Genomic DNA, 22,209 nt, shown 5'->3' with positions numbered 1-22,209 from the left:
CGTCGGATAGGCCTACCGCTTAAGGGAGGAAGGCCACTGATCGCGGTGTTTCTCGGTCCGCGTGGACCACAACGCGCGGATGTAGACCGAGCGTCGCCAAGTACAACTCGGGACTTAGGAGCCGCACTTTTCCCGAAACTGAAAATAGTCCTTGGCTAACCGCTCGACTGTGGGGTCTATTTCAAAAAAGGCCCAATCTCGGCCTTCACGAGCATAGCAAGCGAGCGCGGCACTTCCAAGGCCGATCACGGCAACTCGGCGCTTACACACGGAAGAATCGCCCGAAGGGGCCTTGGGAGCTGTAATACGTCATCGGCACTGTGGATTCGTCGGGCAACAGGCTCTTCGCGCCGTGCATTGTGGTGCCGCTCATAAGGATAAGAGTAGGCTTGCCCGCATCGGAAATACTGTTGACGCGATAAACGTTAAAGAAGCTGTGCCCGGCAGCGATCTGCTTCCCAGCGTTCTGTGGCAGCACCTGAAAGAAAAGCAGGAGAGCGACGGCAATCCTAAAACGCAAGCTGCGCCTCGAAAAATTCACCAGAAACTAAGCGCTGGGAGAACATACAACGCATAAAGCAGCACGACGGAAAACGGTACGGAACTGATGACATCGAGAAGAAATTGTCCGGCTCTGAGGACTGCCAAAAGCAGTAGTGGTAACGCAATATCCATTGCGAGCTTGCGATGGCCGCCTGAAACTAGAGTTGACCGCATTAGGCAGGCCGCGATCAGTGCCAGGGGACATTCCCAGACGGCGTTGAAGATCAACGGCGCGATCAGCGCATTGAAGACGCCACCGAGGACTCCTCTGAGCGAGAGAAAGAAATAGAACTCGGTCAAATGCGCAGCTGGAGGACGCCTGTTGGCCAGTTCGCCGTGGTAGACCATCCCAATGGTAGCCAACAGTCCAGACGGCGGCGGACTGCCGATCGAGGGAAAGCTCAGGTTCAATCAGCAGAGGGTAGGCCAGCAGCGCGAGCAAGCTGCCTGCGTTGCTGACGGCATAGAGGAAGTAGGGATCTCGGGCGTCCTTGTGGACCCCGTCAGAAACCAGTGCTGAAGGAGTGGAGCCCTCGTCGAAATAACGAACACGGGAATTCCGCAGGCCAAGGTGAGGCGCGCCAAGAGCCATAGAACCGGTGATTGCGTAGCGACGGGACATCCATACCAAGCGATAAGGGCAGAACGGCGGCCGCGAGCGGCAACAGGACACACACATGGAGAATGACCTGAGCCAGACGTGAGAGCCGCGTCAGTAGATGCGCATAGGCATAGCCGAGCAGCAACATGGCCTGGAAGAAAACGAGGCAGGTGCTCCAGACGGCGGGCGCGCCGCCGAGCTTCGGCAGCACCATCTTGGCCACCATTGGCTCGACGAAGAACATCAGGCCTGCGCTCAAGAAGAGGGTAGTCGCGAACATCGGTATCGCGATGGAAAAGCCAGTCCGTTTTAGACCTGCGCTTGTCAAATTGCTCATGAAAACCGGTCGACCCATAAAATTGGGTAACCTACCATCGCATTTCTGAGTTGAGCAACGCTGGCGCCCGGTAGTTAACGGAGGTCGGCCCTCATCAGTATCGCTAAACGGCGCAAATCATCGCCGCGCCGCGAGATCCATCCCGGATAAACGCGAACTGCCGCCCAGTTGCTCACGCCGGAGGGGGGGTGTAGATTCCACCAATTTCAGGCGTGAAATATGAACAAAATGGATACTGCATTCGCCGCTTCGGACGCGGCGATCGTGCATAGTCGGATTTCGGTTGGGAACCGCATTCCGGAGCTCGACGGAGCGCGCGGCGTTGCCGTCTTGGCAGTCCTGATCGGCCATTACTTTGGCGAGGGTGAGCACGCGATCTACAGCCTCCGGTACGGATGGATGGGCGTCAATCTTTTCTTTGTGCTGTCCGGATTCCTGATCGGCTCCATCATCCTAGAGCGCAAGGACAGTCCGAATTTCGTGACTGTCTTCTATACCAGACGCGCGCTCCGCATCCTGCCGGCCTACTTCGCAACGGTCGCCGCGACACTTGGGTTCATCTGGCTCTACGGGCCATCGGCCTGGATCGACCCTCCGCTTCCCACCGCATCCTATTTTACATTCACTCAGAATCTCGTGATGGCGTGGTCTGGCGGGATGGGCACGTTGTGGCTGTTGCCGACCTGGAGCCTGACCGTGGAGGAGCAATTCTATCTGGCCGTCCCGTTGCTGATGATGTGCATCCCGGCGCGCGCGCTGCTGCCCGCGATCATCACCGGCATCGTGCTGGGCTTGCTCACGCGCTCGTTTCTCTACGCGAATGGCGCCGACATCCCGGCCAGGATGCAGCTGTTCAGCAACGGCCATGTGCTCTTGCTCGGCGTGCTCATCGCCTATGTCCACCACCGTTCTATCAAGGTGCCGGAGATCGTCCTTCGCCTCATCCCCTTGGCTCCGCTGGTGGCATTCGTCACTTTGATCTTCGCGATGGGACAGTTCTTGCTCCATGTCTTTCTGGATCTGGTCCCAACCCTCTTTGCCTCCTACATCCTTCTAGCCGTACAGGGCTGGGCAGGACTCCGGTTCCTGCGCGCGAAGATATTGCAGGCCTTCGGCACGATCTCGTATTGCCTCTACCTGATCCATCAACCGATCAATGGCGTGCTGCATGGTCTGATATTCGACAGCAGGCCGGATATTGGGACGACGCAGCAGATCCTCGTCACGGTCGCCGCCGTCGTCGTGTCGGTTTGCATTGCGGCGCTGTCGTGGATTGCCATCGAGCGACCGCTGTTGCGGATGGGCAGATGCTTCGCATATTCACCCGTGTTGCCTGACCTGAACAAGACTCATGCCTAGCGGTCCCCCGATCCGATCTGAGAGGCGGTTTTGATGACCCCGACACGGCCGATTGCAGTTGGGTTCAGCAACAGCGCTGGGCGCCGATGAATCAAATGCTGCACTGGGATGTTTCGAAGGAAGATGACCCGGCGCAAGCGTTGGCCTGCGCTGTCCTGCTCGGCCTCACGATCATTGCGGCGGTACTGATGCTTGTCAGCGGCGGCGGCCACGCCGGGATCGACTTTTCGTGCTTTTGGGGCGCCGGCACGCTGGCGCTCGAAGGTCATGCGGCCACCGCCTACGACTGGCAGCAACTGCAACAGCTACTTGCGCTGCGGCTGCAGCAGATCAATCACACACCCTACCCATACGATGAGGTCCCGGTGCCGTTTTTCTATCCGCCGGTGTTCTTCCTAGTTCTGGCGCCGCTCGCGCTGCTACCGTTTCCGATCGCATTCGGGGTCTGGAGCACGGCAAAACTGCTCTGTTGGCTGCTCGTTGTGCATGCGATCCGGCCGCGCTCGGCCGCACTGCTGCTTGCACTCGCCGCTCCGCCCGTGTTCTACGATTTCATTGCCGGCCAAAGCTCGCTGCTAGCAGCGTCGCTGCTCGGCGGCGTATTGCTGACATCGGATCGGCGTCCGATCCTCAGCGGCGTCTTGTTGGGGCTGCTGATCTTCAAGCCTCAATATGGCGTTCTTCTCCCCTTTGTGCTGATCGCGACGAAACGCTGGCGCCTCTTCATCACGGCATCTCTTGTCGTGCCGGCGCTGCTGCTGATCAGCGGCATCGTCTTCGGCTGGGACACATTCGAGGGTTTTCGTACGGCGGCAACTTTCGCTACGACACAGTTCCACCTAAGTGGCGCACTGCCCTGGGCCAAGTTACAAAGTGTCTATGGCCTTTTTCGGCTTGCCGGTCTTGGCTACGGATTGGCCATGTCGCTGCACGTCGCCATAGCGCTAGCAGCCTCGATCTGGGTGCTGTTGACATGGCGCCGCAATGCCAGTCTCGCGGTCCGAGCCGCAAGCCTGCTTGCGGCGACGCCGCTCATCTCGCCCTACTTCGCGATCTACGACATGCCGATCCTGGCGATCGCGCTGGTCTTTCTCATGAACGCAACCACGGAAGACCAGATCTCGGCGCGTTCGAAGCAACGCGGCTTCCGGACCGGTGTGAGCGTGATATTCGTCCTGGGGTACGCTTTTCCGTTCGTGTTCGTGCCCGTTGGTCCTTTCATGTGCGCGACCGTGATCGCGCTCATCTTGACGAGATACCGACGACTAGAGGCAGACGAGATCGCCGCAGGAAAGCCGCTGCGAAGATCTGCGACCATGCGGGGCCCGCAAACCCGAGCCTGAACGTGATCCAGGGCCGAGCTCGCTCCGGCGCGAGCCCAGCTTGGGATCGCCGGCCGCGCGCCCGCGGCGAAATCATTTTCCGCAAGCCGCGAAGCCGGCCGGAAACAAACCCGGCCTAGCTAAAGGTATATCGGTAATGCGATTTCAGAAGATTGTATCAAGAGGTTAGTTTGGCAAACCGGCCCAACAGTCTTCATTGGGGAACCGGAAATCTAGAGCATTGGCAAACGGGGAGGCGGTACCCGGCGCCTCCGGAAATGCGAAGGGCCGCCTCGGCAAAGGCTGTCCCAAATCGCAACTCGAAGTCTCGCAGTCCCAGAACTGCACCTCCGACCCGGCACTGCAAATTCGCCCGGATCCAGATCCGGCACCCGGAAGGTACGGGCAATCGTGCCGCTGCCGGCATAGCGTTAGCGATGTTCGCTACGAGCCAGCGGCGATGTGCCGCCGGATCGAAGCGGCACGAGCTCCCGCCACCAGCATGACCCTCTCGGATTTCAGGGTGGAGTTCTGAAGGCGCAATCGCTGCGGCAGCGCAAGCAACGACCGAAGTTGCGCCCGAAGCTGCCTGGCGAAGTGGCGGCAGGCCCAGGGGCCTCGCATTGGTTGCGAGGGCCTTTACGGTCCCTGGCCGGGCGCGCGCCCGACTCAAGGCCCATCTGCGCCGAGCCCATCCGAACGCTGCTGGACAGAGTAGGCGGCACCGTCGTGTCCGCTTTCGTCGTGGGAGCGCCAATTGTGAGATGAGGCCGGACAGCAATAGGTTGGCGGATGCGAAAATTCGTCTTCGCCCAATTGCCGGCGAGGATGAGCGCGCCTTCCCCCGTAAAGCTACGGGTGTCACTTGTAACGCAAAGGAACCCCTTGTCGGTTCGGCGTTAATGTTAAAAACGGGGATCGCCTGTGGCTGTAGACGCCCGCGCAAATTTGCGGCAAATTGCATCTAACTTAGGTTGTGGGACACTTGCTCGGATTTTGTGCGGGCAACAGTGCAAGCGTTCTCACGGCGCAGCAGTTTAAAGACGAAAAATTTTAATAGGTGCGGAGTTCGGAGCCGCACCGAACCGGGCAGGGTAGTGCGTTCGGAAGTCATTCATAGCGTGGCGGACAAGCAAATAAAGTTATCACGTGTAGCAATCGCTTGTTGGTCGAAATGCTCGCATTTTTTTAGACGAGCGTTTGAGTAGTTTGATGAACTGATTTTCGACTGCAATCACACTGCTCTGTACTGGCAGAGTTTTAGGAGTGTGTATTGAGTCGCGTTCGTTTCGTGCGGAAGGCCATTTCACCAATCGACTGGGCTGCAGTTGAGGAGCGCCTCCGCGCGATTTCAAGATTCCCGTCTTCAGTCTCGGCAGATCATTCGATCGCACCCTCATTGCGCACGAAGTTTCCGCTGCTGCCGATTGATCAGCCAGCGTCGATTGCGGTCGTCACTGGATCGATGTGCCGGCAACGGTGCGCGATCAGTACGAACAGGTGTCATTGCCAGGCGGCGATCCGATCTAGATGAATCGGAATTTTTAGGACCAGGCCTATTGCGGGGCAGCATCATGACTATTCGTTCCAATGTCACTTCAATTCTTCCAAACACGTCAGCCGACAATGGAACGGCTCAATCAGCGGAGAGCGTTCATGGAAGCAAGTAACAGGCGTGAAATCGCCTTCATCGATCCCGGCATCGATGACCTCGAAACGTTGCTCAATGGTATCCGGCCTGATGTTGAAGCGATCCTGCTCTCTAACGGCGAGCCCGCACCTCGTCAGATGGCACGCGCACTGAGGGGACGGGAGGGGTTAGAAGCGATCCACGTCGTCGCTCACGGAAAACCCGGCGAAGTTAGCTTTTCCGGCGGCAAACTGACAAAAGCAGAGGTTCAAGCGAGTCGACGCGACCTCGCTCAAATCGGTTTATCGTTGGCGCCTGGGGGGCAGATTGGACTGTGGGCCTGTCAGGTAGGCGGCGAGGACGCGCAGGCGAGCGATTTTGTGACGTGTCTTGCGGCGGCGTGCGGCGCTCGTGTGGCTGCGACCAGCGACATGGTCGGGCACGCCAGCAAAGGGGGAGTCTGGCATTTGGATTCGGCGGTGCCATCGCCGATCACGGATCGTGCGATCCGCACCTATCAGGGCGTGCTCGATAGTGGCAACGGCACGACCGTGGATAATCTGAACGTTCTCGATGCGATCAAAACCAACGATACCAACGGTGTCGAATATGTCTATTGGGGTGACATTTCGACCTTTCTGACGACAAGCACGAATGCAACGCAAACCGTCACGATTCAACAGGCGTTCCAGGCTGGCCAGCTGTTGCTGACGTTCCAGGTTGGATCGAATTATTACACCATCGGCTATAACAGCGTGGCGTCCGTTTATTACCAGAGTACGCTTGCGACCGGCTTTTTTCTTGAACAGACCGACCAGTACGGCACGCCTGTCGGCCATTTTGATGCGATCACCGGCCAGACGGTTAGCGGATCGCCGCAGGCGTTGATCAGTGGCTTCACTGGGGCAATCTCAAGCTTTGTTCTGCAAATTAGTAACCTTGGCTTGTTCGCCGCTACGACTCAGTTGATCACCGACACGATCGATGGCAGCGCCGGCAAGGACAATATCCAAGGCATTGCCAGCAACGCTGCAATTCACAATATCATTCAAGGAGGAGCGGGAGCGGACGTTCTTACGGGCGGCATTGGTTCTGACTATTTCGTTTTTGCGAGAGCAACCGACTCCCCTGCGGCGGGACAGCTCAATTCAGGCGGACAACTTGCGCAAACTTGGGACCAGATCACGAATTTCCAGGTTGGTTCGGACAAGCTCGACTTTAGCCAGTTGATCAGTGATCAGTCGGTCTCGAGCGCTGGAGGCGTGACCGCGTTCGCGGCCGGGCTTGCGGAATTTCGCTGGTTTGGTCCACAGCCGGCGAACACCAGCTCGATGGGTTCCGCCAACGGCTATGGCGTTTGGTACGCCCCCGATGGATCCGGCGGAGTCTACGTTTATGCCGACACGAATGGCGATGGCGTTGCAGATCTAAAGTTTGACGTCGCGGGCGTTACCGCGCTCAATCCGGGGGACTTTATTGCCGTAGATCCGCCGAGCGCGTTCGCGGTCCATATCAATCCGATCGAACCCAGCCAGTCAAACCAGTGGCTGATCAATCTCGCCGATGCAAATGCGGGGGTCACCGTAACGGGCACAGTGACCCACTTCACCCCGAGTGCTCAGCTCATCGTCACGCTGAATGGCCACAACTATACCGCTACTGTCTTGGCCAACGGCACCTGGTCGGCTGTCATTCCAGCCGCTGATCTGGCCCATGCCGTTCTGCCGGATGGGAGCTATACGCTCTCTGCGACGATTAAAGTTGGATCGAGTAACGCTGCCTCCGACTCACATTCGATAGTGGTTGACGAGACGCCGCCGACAATTGCGATCAGCACGATCGCTGGCGACAACCGTCTCAACCTGGCGGAATCCGCCTCCAACCTGACCATCAGTGGCACCAGTACGGGAGTGGAGAACGGCCAGACCGTCAGCGTAACGCTGAACGGGCACACCTATACCGGGACGGTGACCAACAATGCCTGGTCGGTGACCGCACCGGCTGCGGACCTGGCCCACGCGCAGCTACCGGACGGCAGCTACTCCGTGACCGCCAACGTGTCGGATCTGGCCGGCAACCCGGCCACCCAGGCGAGCAAGACGCTGACGGTTGACGAGACGCCGCCGACGATTGCGATCAGCGCGATCTCTGGCGATAACCGTCTCAACCTGGCGGAATCCGCCTCCAACCTGACCATCAGTGGCACCAGCACGGGAGTGGAGAACGGCCAGACCGTCAGCGTGACGCTGAACGGGCACACCTATACCGGGACGGTGACCAACAATGCCTGGTCGGTGACCGCACCGGCCGCGGACCTGGCCCACGCGCAGCTGCCGGACGGCAGCTACTCCGTGACCGCCAACGTGTCGGATCTGGCCGGCAACCCGGCCACCCAGGCGAGCAAGACGCTGACGGTTGACGAGACGCCGCCGACGATTGCGATCGGCACGATCGCCGGCGACAACCGTCTCAACCTGGCGGAATCCGCCTCCAACCTGACCATCAGCGGCACCAGCTCCGGCGTGGAGGCGGGCCAGACCGTCACCGTCAGCCTGAACGGCCACGACTACAGCGCGACCGTTCTCGCCAACGGCACCTGGTCGACCTCGGTTGCCCAGGCCGACGTCGCCGCGCTCACCGACGGCGGCAGCTACACGGTTTCCGCCAGCGTCTCCGACGTCGCCGGCAACCCGGCTTCGGCCACCCACGGCATCTCGGTCGACGAGAGCGCCAGCATCGCGATCAACACCATCGCCGTTGACGACGTCATCAACGCCGCCGAGTCGCAGTCTGCCCTGACCATCAGCGGCACCAGCTCCGGCGTGGAGGCGGGCCAGACCGTCACCGTCAGCCTGAACGGCCACGACTACAGCGCGACCGTTCTCGCCAACGGCACCTGGTCGACCTCGGTTGCCCAGGCCGACGTCGCCGCGCTCACCGACGGCGGCAGCTACACGGTTTCCGCCAGCGTCTCCGACGTCGCCGGCAACCCGGCTTCGGCCACCCACGGCATCTCGGTCGACGAGAGCGCCAGCATCGCGATCAACACCATCGCCGTTGACGACGTCATCAACGCCGCCGAGTCGCAGTCTGCCCTGACCATCAGCGGCACCAGCTCCGGCGTGGAGGCGGGCCAGACCGTCACCGTCAGCCTGAACGGCCACGACTACAGCGCGACCGTTCTCGCCAACGGCACCTGGTCGACCTCGGTTGCCCAGGCCGACGTCGCCGCGCTCACCGACGGCGGCAGCTACACGGTTTCCGCCAGCGTCTCCGACGTCGCCGGCAACCCGGCTTCGGCCACCCACGGCATCTCGGTCGACGAGAGCGCCAGCATCGCGATCAACACCATCGCCGTTGACGACGTCATCAACGCCGCCGAGTCGCAGTCTGCCCTGACCATCAGCGGCACCAGCTCCGGCGTGGAGGCGGGCCAGACCGTCACCGTCAGCCTGAACGGCCACGACTACAGCGCGACCGTTCTCGCCAACGGCACCTGGTCGACCTCGGTTGCCCAGGCCGACGTCGCCGCGCTCACCGACGGCGGCTCACCGACGGCGGCAGCTACACGGTTTCCGCCAGCGTCTCCGACGTCGCCGGCAACCCGGCTTCGGCCACCCACGGCATCTCGGTCGACGAGAGCGCCAGCATCGCGATCAACACCATCGCCGTTGACGACGTCATCAACGCCGCCGAGTCGCAGTCTGCCCTGACCATCAGCGGCACCAGCTCCGGCGTGGAGGCGGGCCAGACCGTCACCGTCAGCCTGAACGGCCACGACTACAGCGCGACCGTTCTCGCCAACGGCACCTGGTCGACCTCGGTTGCCCAGGCCGACGTCGCCGCGCTCACCGACGGCGGCAGCTACACGGTTTCCGCCAGCGTCTCCGACGTCGCCGGCAACCCGGCTTCGGCCACCCACGGCATCTCGGTCGACGAGAGCGCCAGCATCGCGATCAACACCATCGCCGTTGACGACGTCATCAACGCCGCCGAGTCGCAGTCTGCCCTGACCATCAGCGGCACCAGCTCCGGCGTGGAGGCGGGCCAGACCGTCACCGTCAGCCTGAACGGCCACGACTACAGCGCGACCGTTCTCGCCAACGGCACCTGGTCGACCTCGGTTGCCCAGGCCGACGTCGCCGCGCTCACCGACGGCGGCAGCTACACGGTTTCCGCCAGCGTCTCCGACGTCGCCGGCAACCCGGCTTCGGCCACCCACGGCATCTCGGTCGACGAGAGCGCCAGCATCGCGATCAACACCATCGCCGTTGACGACGTCATCAACGCCGCCGAGTCGCAGTCTGCCCTGACCATCAGCGGCACCAGCTCCGGCGTGGAGGCGGGCCAGACCGTCACCGTCAGCCTGAACGGCCACGACTACAGCGCGACCGTTCTCGCCAACGGCACCTGGTCGACCTCGGTTGCCCAGGCCGACGTCGCCGCGCTCACCGACGGCGGCAGCTACACGGTTTCCGCCAGCGTCTCCGACGTCGCCGGCAACCCGGCTTCGGCCACCCACGGCATCTCGGTCGACGAGAGCGCCAGCATCGCGATCAACACCATCGCCGTTGACGACGTCATCAACGCCGCCGAGTCGCAGTCTGCCCTGACCATCAGCGGCACCAGCTCCGGCGTGGAGGCGGGCCAGACCGTCACCGTCAGCCTGAACGGCCACGACTACAGCGCGACCGTTCTCGCCAACGGCACCTGGTCGACCTCGGTTGCCCAGGCCGACGTCGCCGCGCTCACCGACGGCGGCAGCTACACGGTTTCCGCCAGCGTCTCCGACGTCGCCGGCAACCCGGCTTCGGCCACCCACGGCATCTCGGTCGACGAGAGCGCCAGCATCGCGATCAACACCATCGCCGTTGACGACGTCATCAACGCCGCCGAGTCGCAGTCTGCCCTGACCATCAGCGGCACCAGCTCCGGCGTGGAGGCGGGCCAGACCGTCACCGTCAGCCTGAACGGCCACGACTACAGCGCGACCGTTCTCGCCAACGGCACCTGGTCGACCTCGGTTGCCCAGGCCGACGTCGCCGCGCTCACCGACGGCGGCAGCTACACGGTTTCCGCCAGCGTCTCCGACGTCGCCGGCAACCCGGCTTCGGCCACCCACGGCATCTCGGTCGACGAGAGCGCCAGCATCGCGATCAACACCATCGCCGTTGACGACGTCATCAACGCCGCCGAGTCGCAGTCTGCCCTGACCATCAGCGGCACCAGCTCCGGCGTGGAGGCGGGCCAGACCGTCACCGTCAGCCTGAACGGCCACGACTACAGCGCGACCGTTCTCGCCAACGGCACCTGGTCGACCTCGGTTGCCCAGGCCGACGTCGCCGCGCTCACCGACGGCGGCAGCTACACGGTTTCCGCCAGCGTCTCCGACGTCGCCGGCAACCCGGCTTCGGCCACCCACGGCATCTCGGTCGACGAGAGCGCCAGCATCGCGATCAACACCATCGCCGTTGACGACGTCATCAACGCCGCCGAGTCGCAGTCTGCCCTGACCATCAGCGGCACCAGCTCCGGCGTGGAGGCGGGCCAGACCGTCACCGTCAGCCTGAACGGCCACGACTACAGCGCGACCGTTCTCGCCAACGGCACCTGGTCGACCTCGGTTGCCCAGGCCGACGTCGCCGCGCTCACCGACGGCGGCAGCTACACGGTTTCCGCCAGCGTCTCCGACGTCGCCGGCAACCCGGCTTCGGCCACCCACGGCATCTCGGTCGACGAGAGCGCCAGCATCGCGATCAACACCATCGCCGTTGACGACGTCATCAACGCCGCCGAGTCGCAGTCTGCCCTGACCATCAGCGGCACCAGCTCCGGCGTGGAGGCGGGCCAGACCGTCACCGTCAGCCTGAACGGCCACGACTACAGCGCGACCGTTCTCGCCAACGGCACCTGGTCGACCTCGGTTGCCCAGGCCGACGTCGCCGCGCTCACCGACGGCGGCAGCTACACGGTTTCCGCCAGCGTCTCCGACGTCGCCGGCAACCCGGCTTCGGCCACCCACGGCATCTCGGTCGACGAGAGCGCCAGCATCGCGATCAACACCATCGCCGTTGACGACGTCATCAACGCCGCCGAGTCGCAGTCTGCCCTGACCATCAGCGGCACCAGCTCCGGCGTGGAGGCGGGCCAGACCGTCACCGTCAGCCTGAACGGCCACGACTACAGCGCGACCGTTCTCGCCAACGGCACCTGGTCGACCTCGGTTGCCCAGGCCGACGTCGCCGCGCTCACCGACGGCGGCAGCTACACGGTTTCCGCCAGCGTCTCCGACGTCGCCGGCAACCCGGCTTCGGCCACCCACGGCATCTCGGTCGACGAGAGCGCCAGCATCGCGATCAACACCATCGCCGTTGACGACGTCATCAACGCCGCCGAGTCGCAGTCTGCCCTGACCATCAGCGGCACCAGCTCCGGCGTGGAGGCGGGCCAGACCGTCACCGTCAGCCTGAACGGCCACGACTACAGCGCGACCGTTCTCGCCAACGGCACCTGGTCGACCTCGGTTGCCCAGGCCGACGTCGCCGCGCTCACCGACGGCGGCAGCTACACGGTTTCCGCCAGCGTCTCCGACGTCGCCGGCAACCCGGCTTCGGCCACCCACGGCATCTCGGTCGACGAGAGCGCCAGCATCGCGATCAACACCATCGCCGTTGACGACGTCATCAACGCCGCCGAGTCGCAGTCTGCCCTGACCATCAGCGGCACCAGCTCCGGCGTGGAGGCGGGCCAGACCGTCACCGTCAGCCTGAACGGCCACGACTACAGCGCGACCGTTCTCGCCAACGGCACCTGGTCGACCTCGGTTGCCCAGGCCGACGTCGCCGCGCTCACCGACGGCGGCAGCTACACGGTTTCCGCCAGCGTCTCCGACGTCGCCGGCAACCCGGCTTCGGCCACCCACGGCATCTCGGTCGACGAGAGCGCCAGCATCGCGATCAACACCATCGCCGTTGACGACGTCATCAACGCCGCCGAGTCGCAGTCTGCCCTGACCATCAGCGGCACCAGCTCCGGCGTGGAGGCGGGCCAGACCGTCACCGTCAGCCTGAACGGCCACGACTACAGCGCGACCGTTCTCGCCAACGGCACCTGGTCGACCTCGGTTGCCCAGGCCGACGTCGCCGCGCTCACCGACGGCGGCAGCTACACGGTTTCCGCCAGCGTCTCCGACGTCGCCGGCAACCCGGCTTCGGCCACCCACGGCATCTCGGTCGACGAGAGCGCCAGCATCGCGATCAACACCATCGCCGTTGACGACGTCATCAACGCCGCCGAGTCGCAGTCTGCCCTGACCATCAGCGGCACCAGCTCCGGCGTGGAGGCGGGCCAGACCGTCACCGTCAGCCTGAACGGCCACGACTACAGCGCGACCGTTCTCGCCAACGGCACCTGGTCGACCTCGGTTGCCCAGGCCGACGTCGCCGCGCTCACCGACGGCGGCAGCTACACGGTTTCCGCCAGCGTCTCCGACGTCGCCGGCAACCCGGCTTCGGCCACCCACGGCATCTCGGTCGACGAGAGCGCCAGCATCGCGATCAACACCATCGCCGTTGACGACGTCATCAACGCCGCCGAGTCGCAGTCTGCCCTGACCATCAGCGGCACCAGCTCCGGCGTGGAGGCGGGCCAGACCGTCACCGTCAGCCTGAACGGCCACGACTACAGCGCGACCGTTCTCGCCAACGGCACCTGGTCGACCTCGGTTGCCCAGGCCGACGTCGCCGCGCTCACCGACGGCGGCAGCTACACGGTTTCCGCCAGCGTCTCCGACGTCGCCGGCAACCCGGCTTCGGCCACCCACGGCATCTCGGTCGACGAGAGCGCCAGCATCGCGATCAACACCATCGCCGTTGACGACGTCATCAACGCCGCCGAGTCGCAGTCTGCCCTGACCATCAGCGGCACCAGCTCCGGCGTGGAGGCGGGCCAGACCGTCACCGTCAGCCTGAACGGCCACGACTACAGCGCGACCGTTCTCGCCAACGGCACCTGGTCGACCTCGGTTGCCCAGGCCGACGTCGCCGCGCTCACCGACGGCGGCAGCTACACGGTTTCCGCCAGCGTCTCCGACGTCGCCGGCAACCCGGCTTCGGCCACCCACGGCATCTCGGTCGACGAGAGCGCCAGCATCGCGATCAACACCATCGCCGTTGACGACGTCATCAACGCCGCCGAGTCGCAGTCTGCCCTGACCATCAGCGGCACCAGCTCCGGCGTGGAGGCGGGCCAGACCGTCACCGTCAGCCTGAACGGCCACGACTACAGCGCGACCGTTCTCGCCAACGGCACCTGGTCGACCTCGGTTGCCCAGGCCGACGTCGCCGCGCTCACCGACGGCGGCAGCTACACGGTTTCCGCCAGCGTCTCCGACGTCGCCGGCAACCCGGCTTCGGCCACCCACGGCATCTCGGTCGACGAGAGCGCCAGCATCGCGATCAACACCATCGCCGTTGACGACGTCATCAACGCCGCCGAGTCGCAGTCTGCCCTGACCATCAGCGGCACCAGCTCCGGCGTGGAGGCGGGCCAGACCGTCACCGTCAGCCTGAACGGCCACGACTACAGCGCGACCGTTCTCGCCAACGGCACCTGGTCGACCTCGGTTGCCCAGGCCGACGTCGCCGCGCTCACCGACGGCGGCAGCTACACGGTTTCCGCCAGCGTCTCCGACGTCGCCGGCAACCCGGCTTCGGCCACCCACGGCATCTCGGTCGACGAGAGCGCCAGCATCGCGATCAACACCATCGCCGTTGACGACGTCATCAACGCCGCCGAGTCGCAGTCTGCCCTGACCATCAGCGGCACCAGCTCCGGCGTGGAGGCGGGCCAGACCGTCACCGTCAGCCTGAACGGCCACGACTACAGCGCGACCGTTCTCGCCAACGGCACCTGGTCGACCTCGGTTGCCCAGGCCGACGTCGCCGCGCTCACCGACGGCGGCAGCTACACGGTTTCCGCCAGCGTCTCCGACGTCGCCGGCAACCCGGCTTCGGCCACCCACGGCATCTCGGTCGACGAGAGCGCCAGCATCGCGATCAACACCATCGCCGTTGACGACGTCATCAACGCCGCCGAGTCGCAGTCTGCCCTGACCATCAGCGGCACCAGCTCCGGCGTGGAGGCGGGCCAGACCGTCACCGTCAGCCTGAACGGCCACGACTACAGCGCGACCGTTCTCGCCAACGGCACCTGGTCGACCTCGGTTGCCCAGGCCGACGTCGCCGCGCTCACCGACGGCGGCAGCTACACGGTTTCCGCCAGCGTCTCCGACGTCGCCGGCAACCCGGCTTCGGCCACCCACGGCATCTCGGTCGACGAGAGCGCCAGCATCGCGATCAACACCATCGCCGTTGACGACGTCATCAACGCCGCCGAGTCGCAGTCTGCCCTGACCATCAGCGGCACCAGCTCCGGCGTGGAGGCGGGCCAGACCGTCACCGTCAGCCTGAACGGCCACGACTACAGCGCGACCGTTCTCGCCAACGGCACCTGGTCGACCTCGGTTGCCCAGGCCGACGTCGCCGCGCTCACCGACGGCGGCAGCTACACGGTTTCCGCCAGCGTCTCCGACGTCGCCGGCAACCCGGCTTCGGCCACCCACGGCATCTCGGTCGACGAGAGCGCCAGCATCGCGATCAACACCATCGCCGTTGACGACGTCATCAACGCCGCCGAGTCGCAGTCTGCCCTGACCATCAGCGGCACCAGCTCCGGCGTGGAGGCGGGCCAGACCGTCACCGTCAGCCTGAACGGCCACGACTACAGCGCGACCGTTCTCGCCAACGGCACCTGGTCGACCTCGGTTGCCCAGGCCGACGTCGCCGCGCTCACCGACGGCGGCAGCTACACGGTTTCCGCCAGCGTCTCCGACGTCGCCGGCAACCCGGCTTCGGCCACCCACGGCATCTCGGTCGACGAGAGCGCCAGCATCGCGATCAACACCATCGCCGTTGACGACGTCATCAACGCCGCCGAGTCGCAGTCTGCCCTGACCATCAGCGGCACCAGCTCCGGCGTGGAGGCGGGCCAGACCGTCACCGTCAGCCTGAACGGCCACGACTACAGCGCGACCGTTCTCGCCAACGGCACCTGGTCGACCTCGGTTGCCCAGGCCGACGTCGCCGCGCTCACCGACGGCGGCAGCTACACGGTTTCCGCCAGCGTCTCCGACGTCGCCGGCAACCCGGCTTCGGCCACCCACGGCATCTCGGTCGACGAGAGCGCCAGCATCGCGATCAACACCATCGCCGTTGACGACGTCATCAACGCCGCCGAGTCGCAGTCTGCCCTGACCATCAGCGGCACCAGCTCCGGCGTGGAGGCGGGCCAGACCGTCACCGTCAGCCTGAACGGCCACGACTACAGCGCGACCGTTCTCGCCAACGGCACCTGGTCGACCTCGGTTGCCCAGGCCGACGTCGCCGCGCTCACCGACGGCGGCAGCTACACGGTTTCCGCCAGCGTCTCCGACGTCGCCGGCAACCCGGCTTCGGCCACCCACGGCATCTCGGTCGACGAGAGCGCCAGCATCGCGATCAACACCATCGCCGTTGACGACGTCATCAACGCCGCCGAGTCGCAGTCTGCCCTGACCATCAGCGGCACCAGCTCCGGCGTGGAGGCGGGCCAGACCGTCACCGTCAGCCTGAACGGCCACGACTACAGCGCGACCGTTCTCGCCAACGGCACCTGGTCGACCTCGGTTGCCCAGGCCGACGTCGCCGCGCTCACCGACGGCGGCAGCTACACGGTTTCCGCCAGCGTCTCCGACGTCGCCGGCAACCCGGCTTCGGCCACCCACGGCATCTCGGTCGACGAGAGCGCCAGCATCGCGATCAACACCATCGCCGTTGACGACGTCATCAACGCCGCCGAGTCGCAGTCTGCCCTGACCATCAGCGGCACCAGCTCCGGCGTGGAGGCGGGCCAGACCGTCACCGTCAGCCTGAACGGCCACGACTACAGCGCGACCGTTCTCGCCAACGGCACCTGGTCGACCTCGGTTGCCCAGGCCGACGTCGCCGCGCTCACCGACGGCGGCAGCTACACGGTTTCCGCCAGCGTCTCCGACGTCGCCGGCAACCCGGCTTCGGCCACCCACGGCATCTCGGTCGACGAGAGCGCCAGCATCGCGATCAACACCATCGCCGTTGACGACGTCATCAACGCCGCCGAGTCGCAGTCTGCCCTGACCATCAGCGGCACCAGCTCCGGCGTGGAGGCGGGCCAGACCGTCACCGTCAGCCTGAACGGCCACGACTACAGCGCGACCGTTCTCGCCAACGGCACCTGGTCGACCTCGGTTGCCCAGGCCGACGTCGCCGCGCTCACCGACGGCGGCAGCTACACGGTTTCCGCCAGCGTCTCCGACGTCGCCGGCAACCCGGCTTCGGCCACCCACGGCATCTCGGTCGACGAGAGCGCCAGCATCGCGATCAACACCATCGCCGTTGACGACGTCATCAACGCCGCCGAGTCGCAGTCTGCCCTGACCATCAGCGGCACCAGCTCCGGCGTGGAGGCGGGCCAGACCGTCACCGTCAGCCTGAACGGCCACGACTACAGCGCGACCGTTCTCGCCAACGGCACCTGGTCGACCTCGGTTGCCCAGGCCGACGTCGCCGCGCTCACCGACGGCGGCAGCTACACGGTTTCCGCCAGCGTCTCCGACGTCGCCGGCAACCCGGCTTCGGCCACCCACGGCATCTCGGTCGACGAGAGCGCCAGCATCGCGATCAACACCATCGCCGTTGACGACGTCATCAACGCCGCCGAGTCGCAGTCTGCCCTGACCATCAGCGGCACCAGCTCCGGCGTGGAGGCGGGCCAGACCGTCACCGTCAGCCTGAACGGCCACGACTACAGCGCGACCGTTCTCGCCAACGGCACCTGGTCGACCTCGGTTGCCCAGGCCGACGTCGCCGCGCTCACCGACGGCGGCAGCTACACGGTTTCCGCCAGCGTCTCCGACGTCGCCGGCAACCCGGCTTCGGCCACCCACGGCATCTCGGTCGACGAGAGCGCCAGCATCGCGATCAACACCATCGCCGTTGACGACGTCATCAACGCCGCCGAGTCGCAGTCTGCCCTGACCATCAGCGGCACCAGCTCCGGCGTGGAGGCGGGCCAGACCGTCACCGTCAGCCTGAACGGCCACGACTACAGCGCGACCGTTCTCGCCAACGGCACCTGGTCGACCTCGGTTGCCCAGGCCGACGTCGCCGCGCTCACCGACGGCGGCAGCTACACGGTTTCCGCCAGCGTCTCCGACGTCGCCGGCAACCCGGCTTCGGCCACCCACGGCATCTCGGTCGACGAGAGCGCCAGCATCGCGATCAACACCATCGCCGTTGACGACGTCATCAACGCCGCCGAGTCGCAGTCTGCCCTGACCATCAGCGGCACCAGCTCCGGCGTGGAGGCGGGCCAGACCGTCACCGTCAGCCTGAACGGCCACGACTACAGCGCGACCGTTCTCGCCAACGGCACCTGGTCGACCTCGGTTGCCCAGGCCGACGTCGCCGCGCTCACCGACGGCGGCAGCTACACGGTTTCCGCCAGCGTCTCCGACGTCGCCGGCAACCCGGCTTCGGCCACCCACGGCATCTCGGTCGACGAGAGCGCGCCGACCCTGGCGGTGACGGCGATTGCGCCGGACAACGGCACGAGCGGCAGCGACTTCATCACCAACACCACGACGGTGTCGGTCAGCGGCACGATCGACGTGGCGGATGCCAACCGCACGGTCACGGTGAAGGACGGCTCGACCACGCTCGGCACGGCGACGGCCGATGCGAGCGGCAACTGGACGCTGGCGAACGTGACGCTGGCGCAGGGCACCCACAGCCTGACCGCGTCGGCGACCGACGTCGCCGGCAACACCGGTACCTCGGCAGCGCAGGCGGTGACGATCGATACCACCGCGCCGACCCTGGCGGTGACGGCGATTGCGCCGGACAACGGCACGAGCGGCAGCGACTTCATCACCAACACCACGACGGTGTCGGTCAGCGGCACGATCGACGTGGCGGATGCCAACCGCACGGTCACGGTGAAGGACGGCTCGACCACGCTCGGCACGGCGACGGCCGATGCGAGCGGCAACTGGACGCTGGCGAACGTGACGCTGGCGCAGGGCACCCACAGCCTGACCGCGTCGGCGACCGACGTCGCCGGCAACACCGGTACCTCGGCAGCGCAGGCGGTGACGATCGATACCACCGCGCCGACCCTGGCGGTGACGGCGATTGCGCCGGACAACGGCACGAGCGGCAGCGACTTCATCACCAACACCACGACGGTGTCGGTCAGCGGCACGATCGACGTGGCGGATGCCAACCGCACGGTCACGGTGAAGGACGGCTCGACCACGCTCGGCACGGCGACGGCCGATGCGAGCGGCAACTGGACGCTGGCGAACGTGACGCTGGCGCAGGGCACCCACAGCCTGACCGCGTCGGCGACCGACGTCGCCGGCAACACCGGTACCTCGGCAGCGCAGGCGGTGACGATCGATACCACCGCGCCGACCCTGGCGGTAACGGCGATTGCGCCGGACAACGGCACGAGCGGCAGCGACTTCATCACCAACACCACGACGGTGTCGGTCAGCGGCACGATCGACGTGGCGGATGCCAACCGCACGGTCACGGTGAAGGACGGCTCGACCACGCTCGGCACGGCGACGGCCGATGCGAGCGGCAACTGGACGCTGGCGAACGTGACGCTGGCGCAGGGCACCCACAGCCTGACCGCGTCGGCGACCGACGTCGCCGGCAACACCGGTACCTCGGCAGCGCAGGCGGTGACGATCGATACCACCGCGCCGAGTGCGGTTGCGACGGTGACGGGCCTGAGTGTTGACACTGGCAGTTCGTCGAGCGACTTCATCACTAACGTGTCTTCGCAGACGGTAAGCGGAACCTATACTGGTACGTTGGGAGCTGACGAATCGATTTGGTTCAGCGTGGACGGCGGAACGTGGAGATTGGCGTCGGTCAACGCAAACAGTCACACCTGGTCTGGATTTGGTGTGACGCTGTCGTCTGGCACGGGCACGCTGTCTGTACGGACGATCGACACGGCTGGGAACATCACGGCAGGCACCGGTCACAGCTATACGCTCGACCAGACCGCGCCGACCGGCGGCACACCCGCGCTGACGGCGGCCTCCGACTCGGGCTCTTCGAGCACGGACAATATCACCAAGGTCACCAATCCAACGTTCACGGTTGCGCTGAACCCGACTGTTGCGGTCGGCGACACAGTGCAGCTGTTGCTCGGCGGTTCGGCATTGGCGCATAACGTCACGCACACAATTACCTCGGCAGACATCAGCGCCGGCTCTGTGAACCTGGCGGTGACGGCGGGTGACCTGGGCAGCGACGGCTCGAAGTCAATCGTGGCCAAATTCACCGACTCCGCGGGCAACACCTCGACCACCTCGGTTGACGTGATCACGCTGGATACCACGGCGGACGTGGCCCCGACGTTGGCTCTAAGTACGTCCACGAGCACCACAAGTGGAAACAATTACGCGACTGAAAGCCTTAAGATAACGGGCTTCGATGGCGACTTGTTTGCTTCTACAATAACTCTAACAGACACCCACGGGCATACAGCCACACACACACTGAGCGCTGGCGAGATAAACACCGCTGCGACCACCGGAACGGTAACCGTAACCAGTTGGACGAATCTCGGTACTTTGCTAAAGAATGATACAATCACCGCGACGGTTCAGGTCACTGACGTTGCGGGCAATTCGACGACGCATAATGGTACGTTCAATACCGGAGGTGTCATCAGCGCTCCTGCCGGTGTTGCCGGCGAGGCAATCAACCTCGGTCTTGATGTTGCAACCAGCTCTGCTGGATCTGTAACCGTTACAATTGAGAACCTGCCAAATGGCTGGATGCTAAACGACGCAGCCCAGAACGCCGACGGCTCCTGGTCCATAACAAGCTCGGACCTTGGTTTGCTCAGCGCTACAGCTCCATCGGACTTTTCAGGTGCATCAATACTGCATATCACGGAAACATGGACGAATTTCGATGGCGCAATCGGCACAGCTACTGTCGAAGACAATTTCGAGGCTTATTCCGTTGGCTCTCCGATCTTCGCATGGTCCGGCGACGACACCCTGACCGGCTCAAGCGGCCACGACACGTTCGTGTTCTCGCAGCCGATCGGCAACGATTTTGTACACAGCTTCGAGGTCTCGTCGGACGTCATCGACCTGATCAGCTACGGCTGGCAGAACTTTGCCGACGTCCAGGCCCACACCGCCGACGACGCCAACGGTAATGCCGTGATCACGCTGGCCGACGGCCAGACCATCACGCTGGACGGGGTGCATGCCGTGGACCTGACCGCGGCAAACTTCGAGTTCGACGTGACGCCGACGGTCGAAAATCCGGGTGCAATGACCATCGGCGATGGCGCGATGCTGCCGTTGTCCGGCATCATCCACAACACCGGCACGATTGAGCTGCAGGCTTCCGGCGACGACACGCTGCTGCAGCTGATCCAGACCGGCATCACGCTCAACGGCGGCGGTGAGGTGGTGCTGTCCGACGATGACCACAACGTCATTGCCGGCCCGGTTCCCAATGTCACGCTCGACAACGTCGACAACGTCATCTCGGGTGCGGGCCAGATCGGGCAAGGCAGCCTGACCCTGAGCAACGAGGGCACCATCGATGCCACCGGGACCCATGCCCTGGTGATCGACACCGGCGCCAACGTGATCGCCAATGCCGGCACGCTGGAGGCGACCGGTACGGGTGGACTGGTGCTCGCTAGTGCCGTGGCCAATAGCGGCCTGATCTGGGCCAACGGCGGTGCAGTCACCGCAGAGGGCGCGGTTACCGGCAGCGGCAGCGCCTTGATCAGCGGGGCCGGCACCATCGAGTTCGGGGCAGCCTCTGCAGCAGGTGTCACCTTCGACACGACCGCCGCCGGCCATTTGATCCTGGATGATGCGTTCCACTTCTCTGGCACGGTGAGCGGCCTTGATGCCAATGACGACATCGACATCAAGGGCATCAGCTTCGGTGTTGGCACCGCGTTGACCTTCACAGAGAACCAAGCGGGCACCGGCGGCACTTTGACGGTGTCAGATGGCGCTCATACGGCAAATATCGTGCTGCTTGGACAATACGATCCGAACGGGTTTGCGGAGAAGGCCGATGCCACGAATGGGACCGTGATCACCTATGATCCGCACCACCTCGCCTGAGGGGCGTAAGCTTCACGGGCGAAGATTGATCGGGGCAGAAGCCAAACCCCGTAAGTTTACCCTGCTGCCGTTTTTGGGCAGGCAGCGGCTTTAGCGCGGCCGCCGGCCATGCTAAGCAGCATAGATTGCATGATTAGTTTACTTGGACCTATTCGC

The 22,209-nt window shown here is 64.4% G+C and carries 7 protein-coding genes; 4 read left to right on the top strand and 3 right to left on the bottom strand.

Annotated elements, in window-relative coordinates:
- Window positions 1-262 precede the first annotated feature (262 nt).
- The 3 genes from ACVIW0_RS23420 to ACVIW0_RS23410 all read right to left on the bottom strand — a co-directional run bounded on the left by ACVIW0_RS23420 (window position 263) and on the right by ACVIW0_RS23410 (window position 1,481).
- The gene (locus ACVIW0_RS23420; protein ID WP_461354483.1) at window positions 263-520 is read right to left on the bottom strand and encodes a hypothetical protein; all 258 of its coding nucleotides are present in this window, start codon (window positions 518-520) and stop codon (window positions 263-265) included.
- A 17-nt stretch (window positions 521-537) separates the two neighbouring features.
- Window positions 538-891: a hypothetical protein gene (locus ACVIW0_RS23415; protein WP_461354482.1), complete on the bottom strand. Its 354-nt coding sequence runs from the start codon at window positions 889-891 to the stop codon at window positions 538-540.
- 155 nt (window positions 892-1,046) lie between these two features.
- Window positions 1,047-1,481 (bottom strand): hypothetical protein, encoded by a 435-nt coding sequence (locus ACVIW0_RS23410; RefSeq protein WP_461354481.1) that lies wholly within the window; start codon window positions 1,479-1,481, stop codon window positions 1,047-1,049.
- A 219-nt stretch (window positions 1,482-1,700) separates the two neighbouring features.
- Here ACVIW0_RS23410 and ACVIW0_RS23405 point away from each other — a divergent pair, with 219 nt between their 5' ends.
- The 4 genes from ACVIW0_RS23405 to ACVIW0_RS23390 all read left to right on the top strand — a co-directional run bounded on the left by ACVIW0_RS23405 (window position 1,701) and on the right by ACVIW0_RS23390 (window position 22,053).
- Window positions 1,701-2,840 carry an acyltransferase family protein gene (locus tag ACVIW0_RS23405; protein WP_461354480.1) on the top strand — a complete coding sequence of 380 codons (1,140 nt, stop codon included), beginning with the start codon at window positions 1,701-1,703 and terminating at the stop codon, window positions 2,838-2,840.
- Between the two features lie 95 nt (window positions 2,841-2,935).
- Complete coding sequence (locus ACVIW0_RS23400) at window positions 2,936-4,183, top strand: glycosyltransferase family 87 protein (RefSeq protein ID WP_461354479.1); 1,248 nt, start codon at window positions 2,936-2,938, stop codon at window positions 4,181-4,183.
- A 1,635-nt stretch (window positions 4,184-5,818) separates the two neighbouring features.
- The gene (locus tag ACVIW0_RS23395) at window positions 5,819-9,505 is read left to right on the top strand and encodes an Ig-like domain-containing protein (protein ID WP_461354478.1); all 3,687 of its coding nucleotides are present in this window, start codon (window positions 5,819-5,821) and stop codon (window positions 9,503-9,505) included.
- A complete protein-coding gene (locus tag ACVIW0_RS23390; RefSeq protein WP_461357405.1) occupies window positions 9,418-22,053 on the top strand; it encodes an Ig-like domain-containing protein in 12,636 nt (4,211 codons plus the stop codon). The genes ACVIW0_RS23395 and ACVIW0_RS23390 overlap by 88 nt, the downstream gene beginning before the upstream one ends.
- The last annotated feature ends 156 nt before the right edge of the window (window positions 22,054-22,209 follow it).

It is taken from the genome of Bradyrhizobium sp. USDA 4454, from assembly GCF_054822705.1.
This window is presented reverse-complemented; position numbering and strand designations above follow the sequence as displayed.

What these genes read in the sequence shown, in the direction of transcription:
- ACVIW0_RS23415 (WP_461354482.1), bottom strand. Translation starts at nt 891, where the DNA reads ATGGTCTACCACGGCGAACTGGCCAACAGGCGTCCTCCAGCTGCGCAT.
- ACVIW0_RS23410 (WP_461354481.1), bottom strand. Translation starts at nt 1,481, where the DNA reads ATGAGCAATTTGACAAGCGCAGGTCTAAAACGGACTGGCTTTTCCATC.
- ACVIW0_RS23405 (WP_461354480.1), top strand. Translation starts at nt 1,701, where the DNA reads ATGAACAAAATGGATACTGCATTCGCCGCTTCGGACGCGGCGATCGTG.
- ACVIW0_RS23400 (WP_461354479.1), top strand. Translation starts at nt 2,936, where the DNA reads ATGCTGCACTGGGATGTTTCGAAGGAAGATGACCCGGCGCAAGCGTTG.
- ACVIW0_RS23395 (WP_461354478.1), top strand. Translation starts at nt 5,819, where the DNA reads ATGGAAGCAAGTAACAGGCGTGAAATCGCCTTCATCGATCCCGGCATC.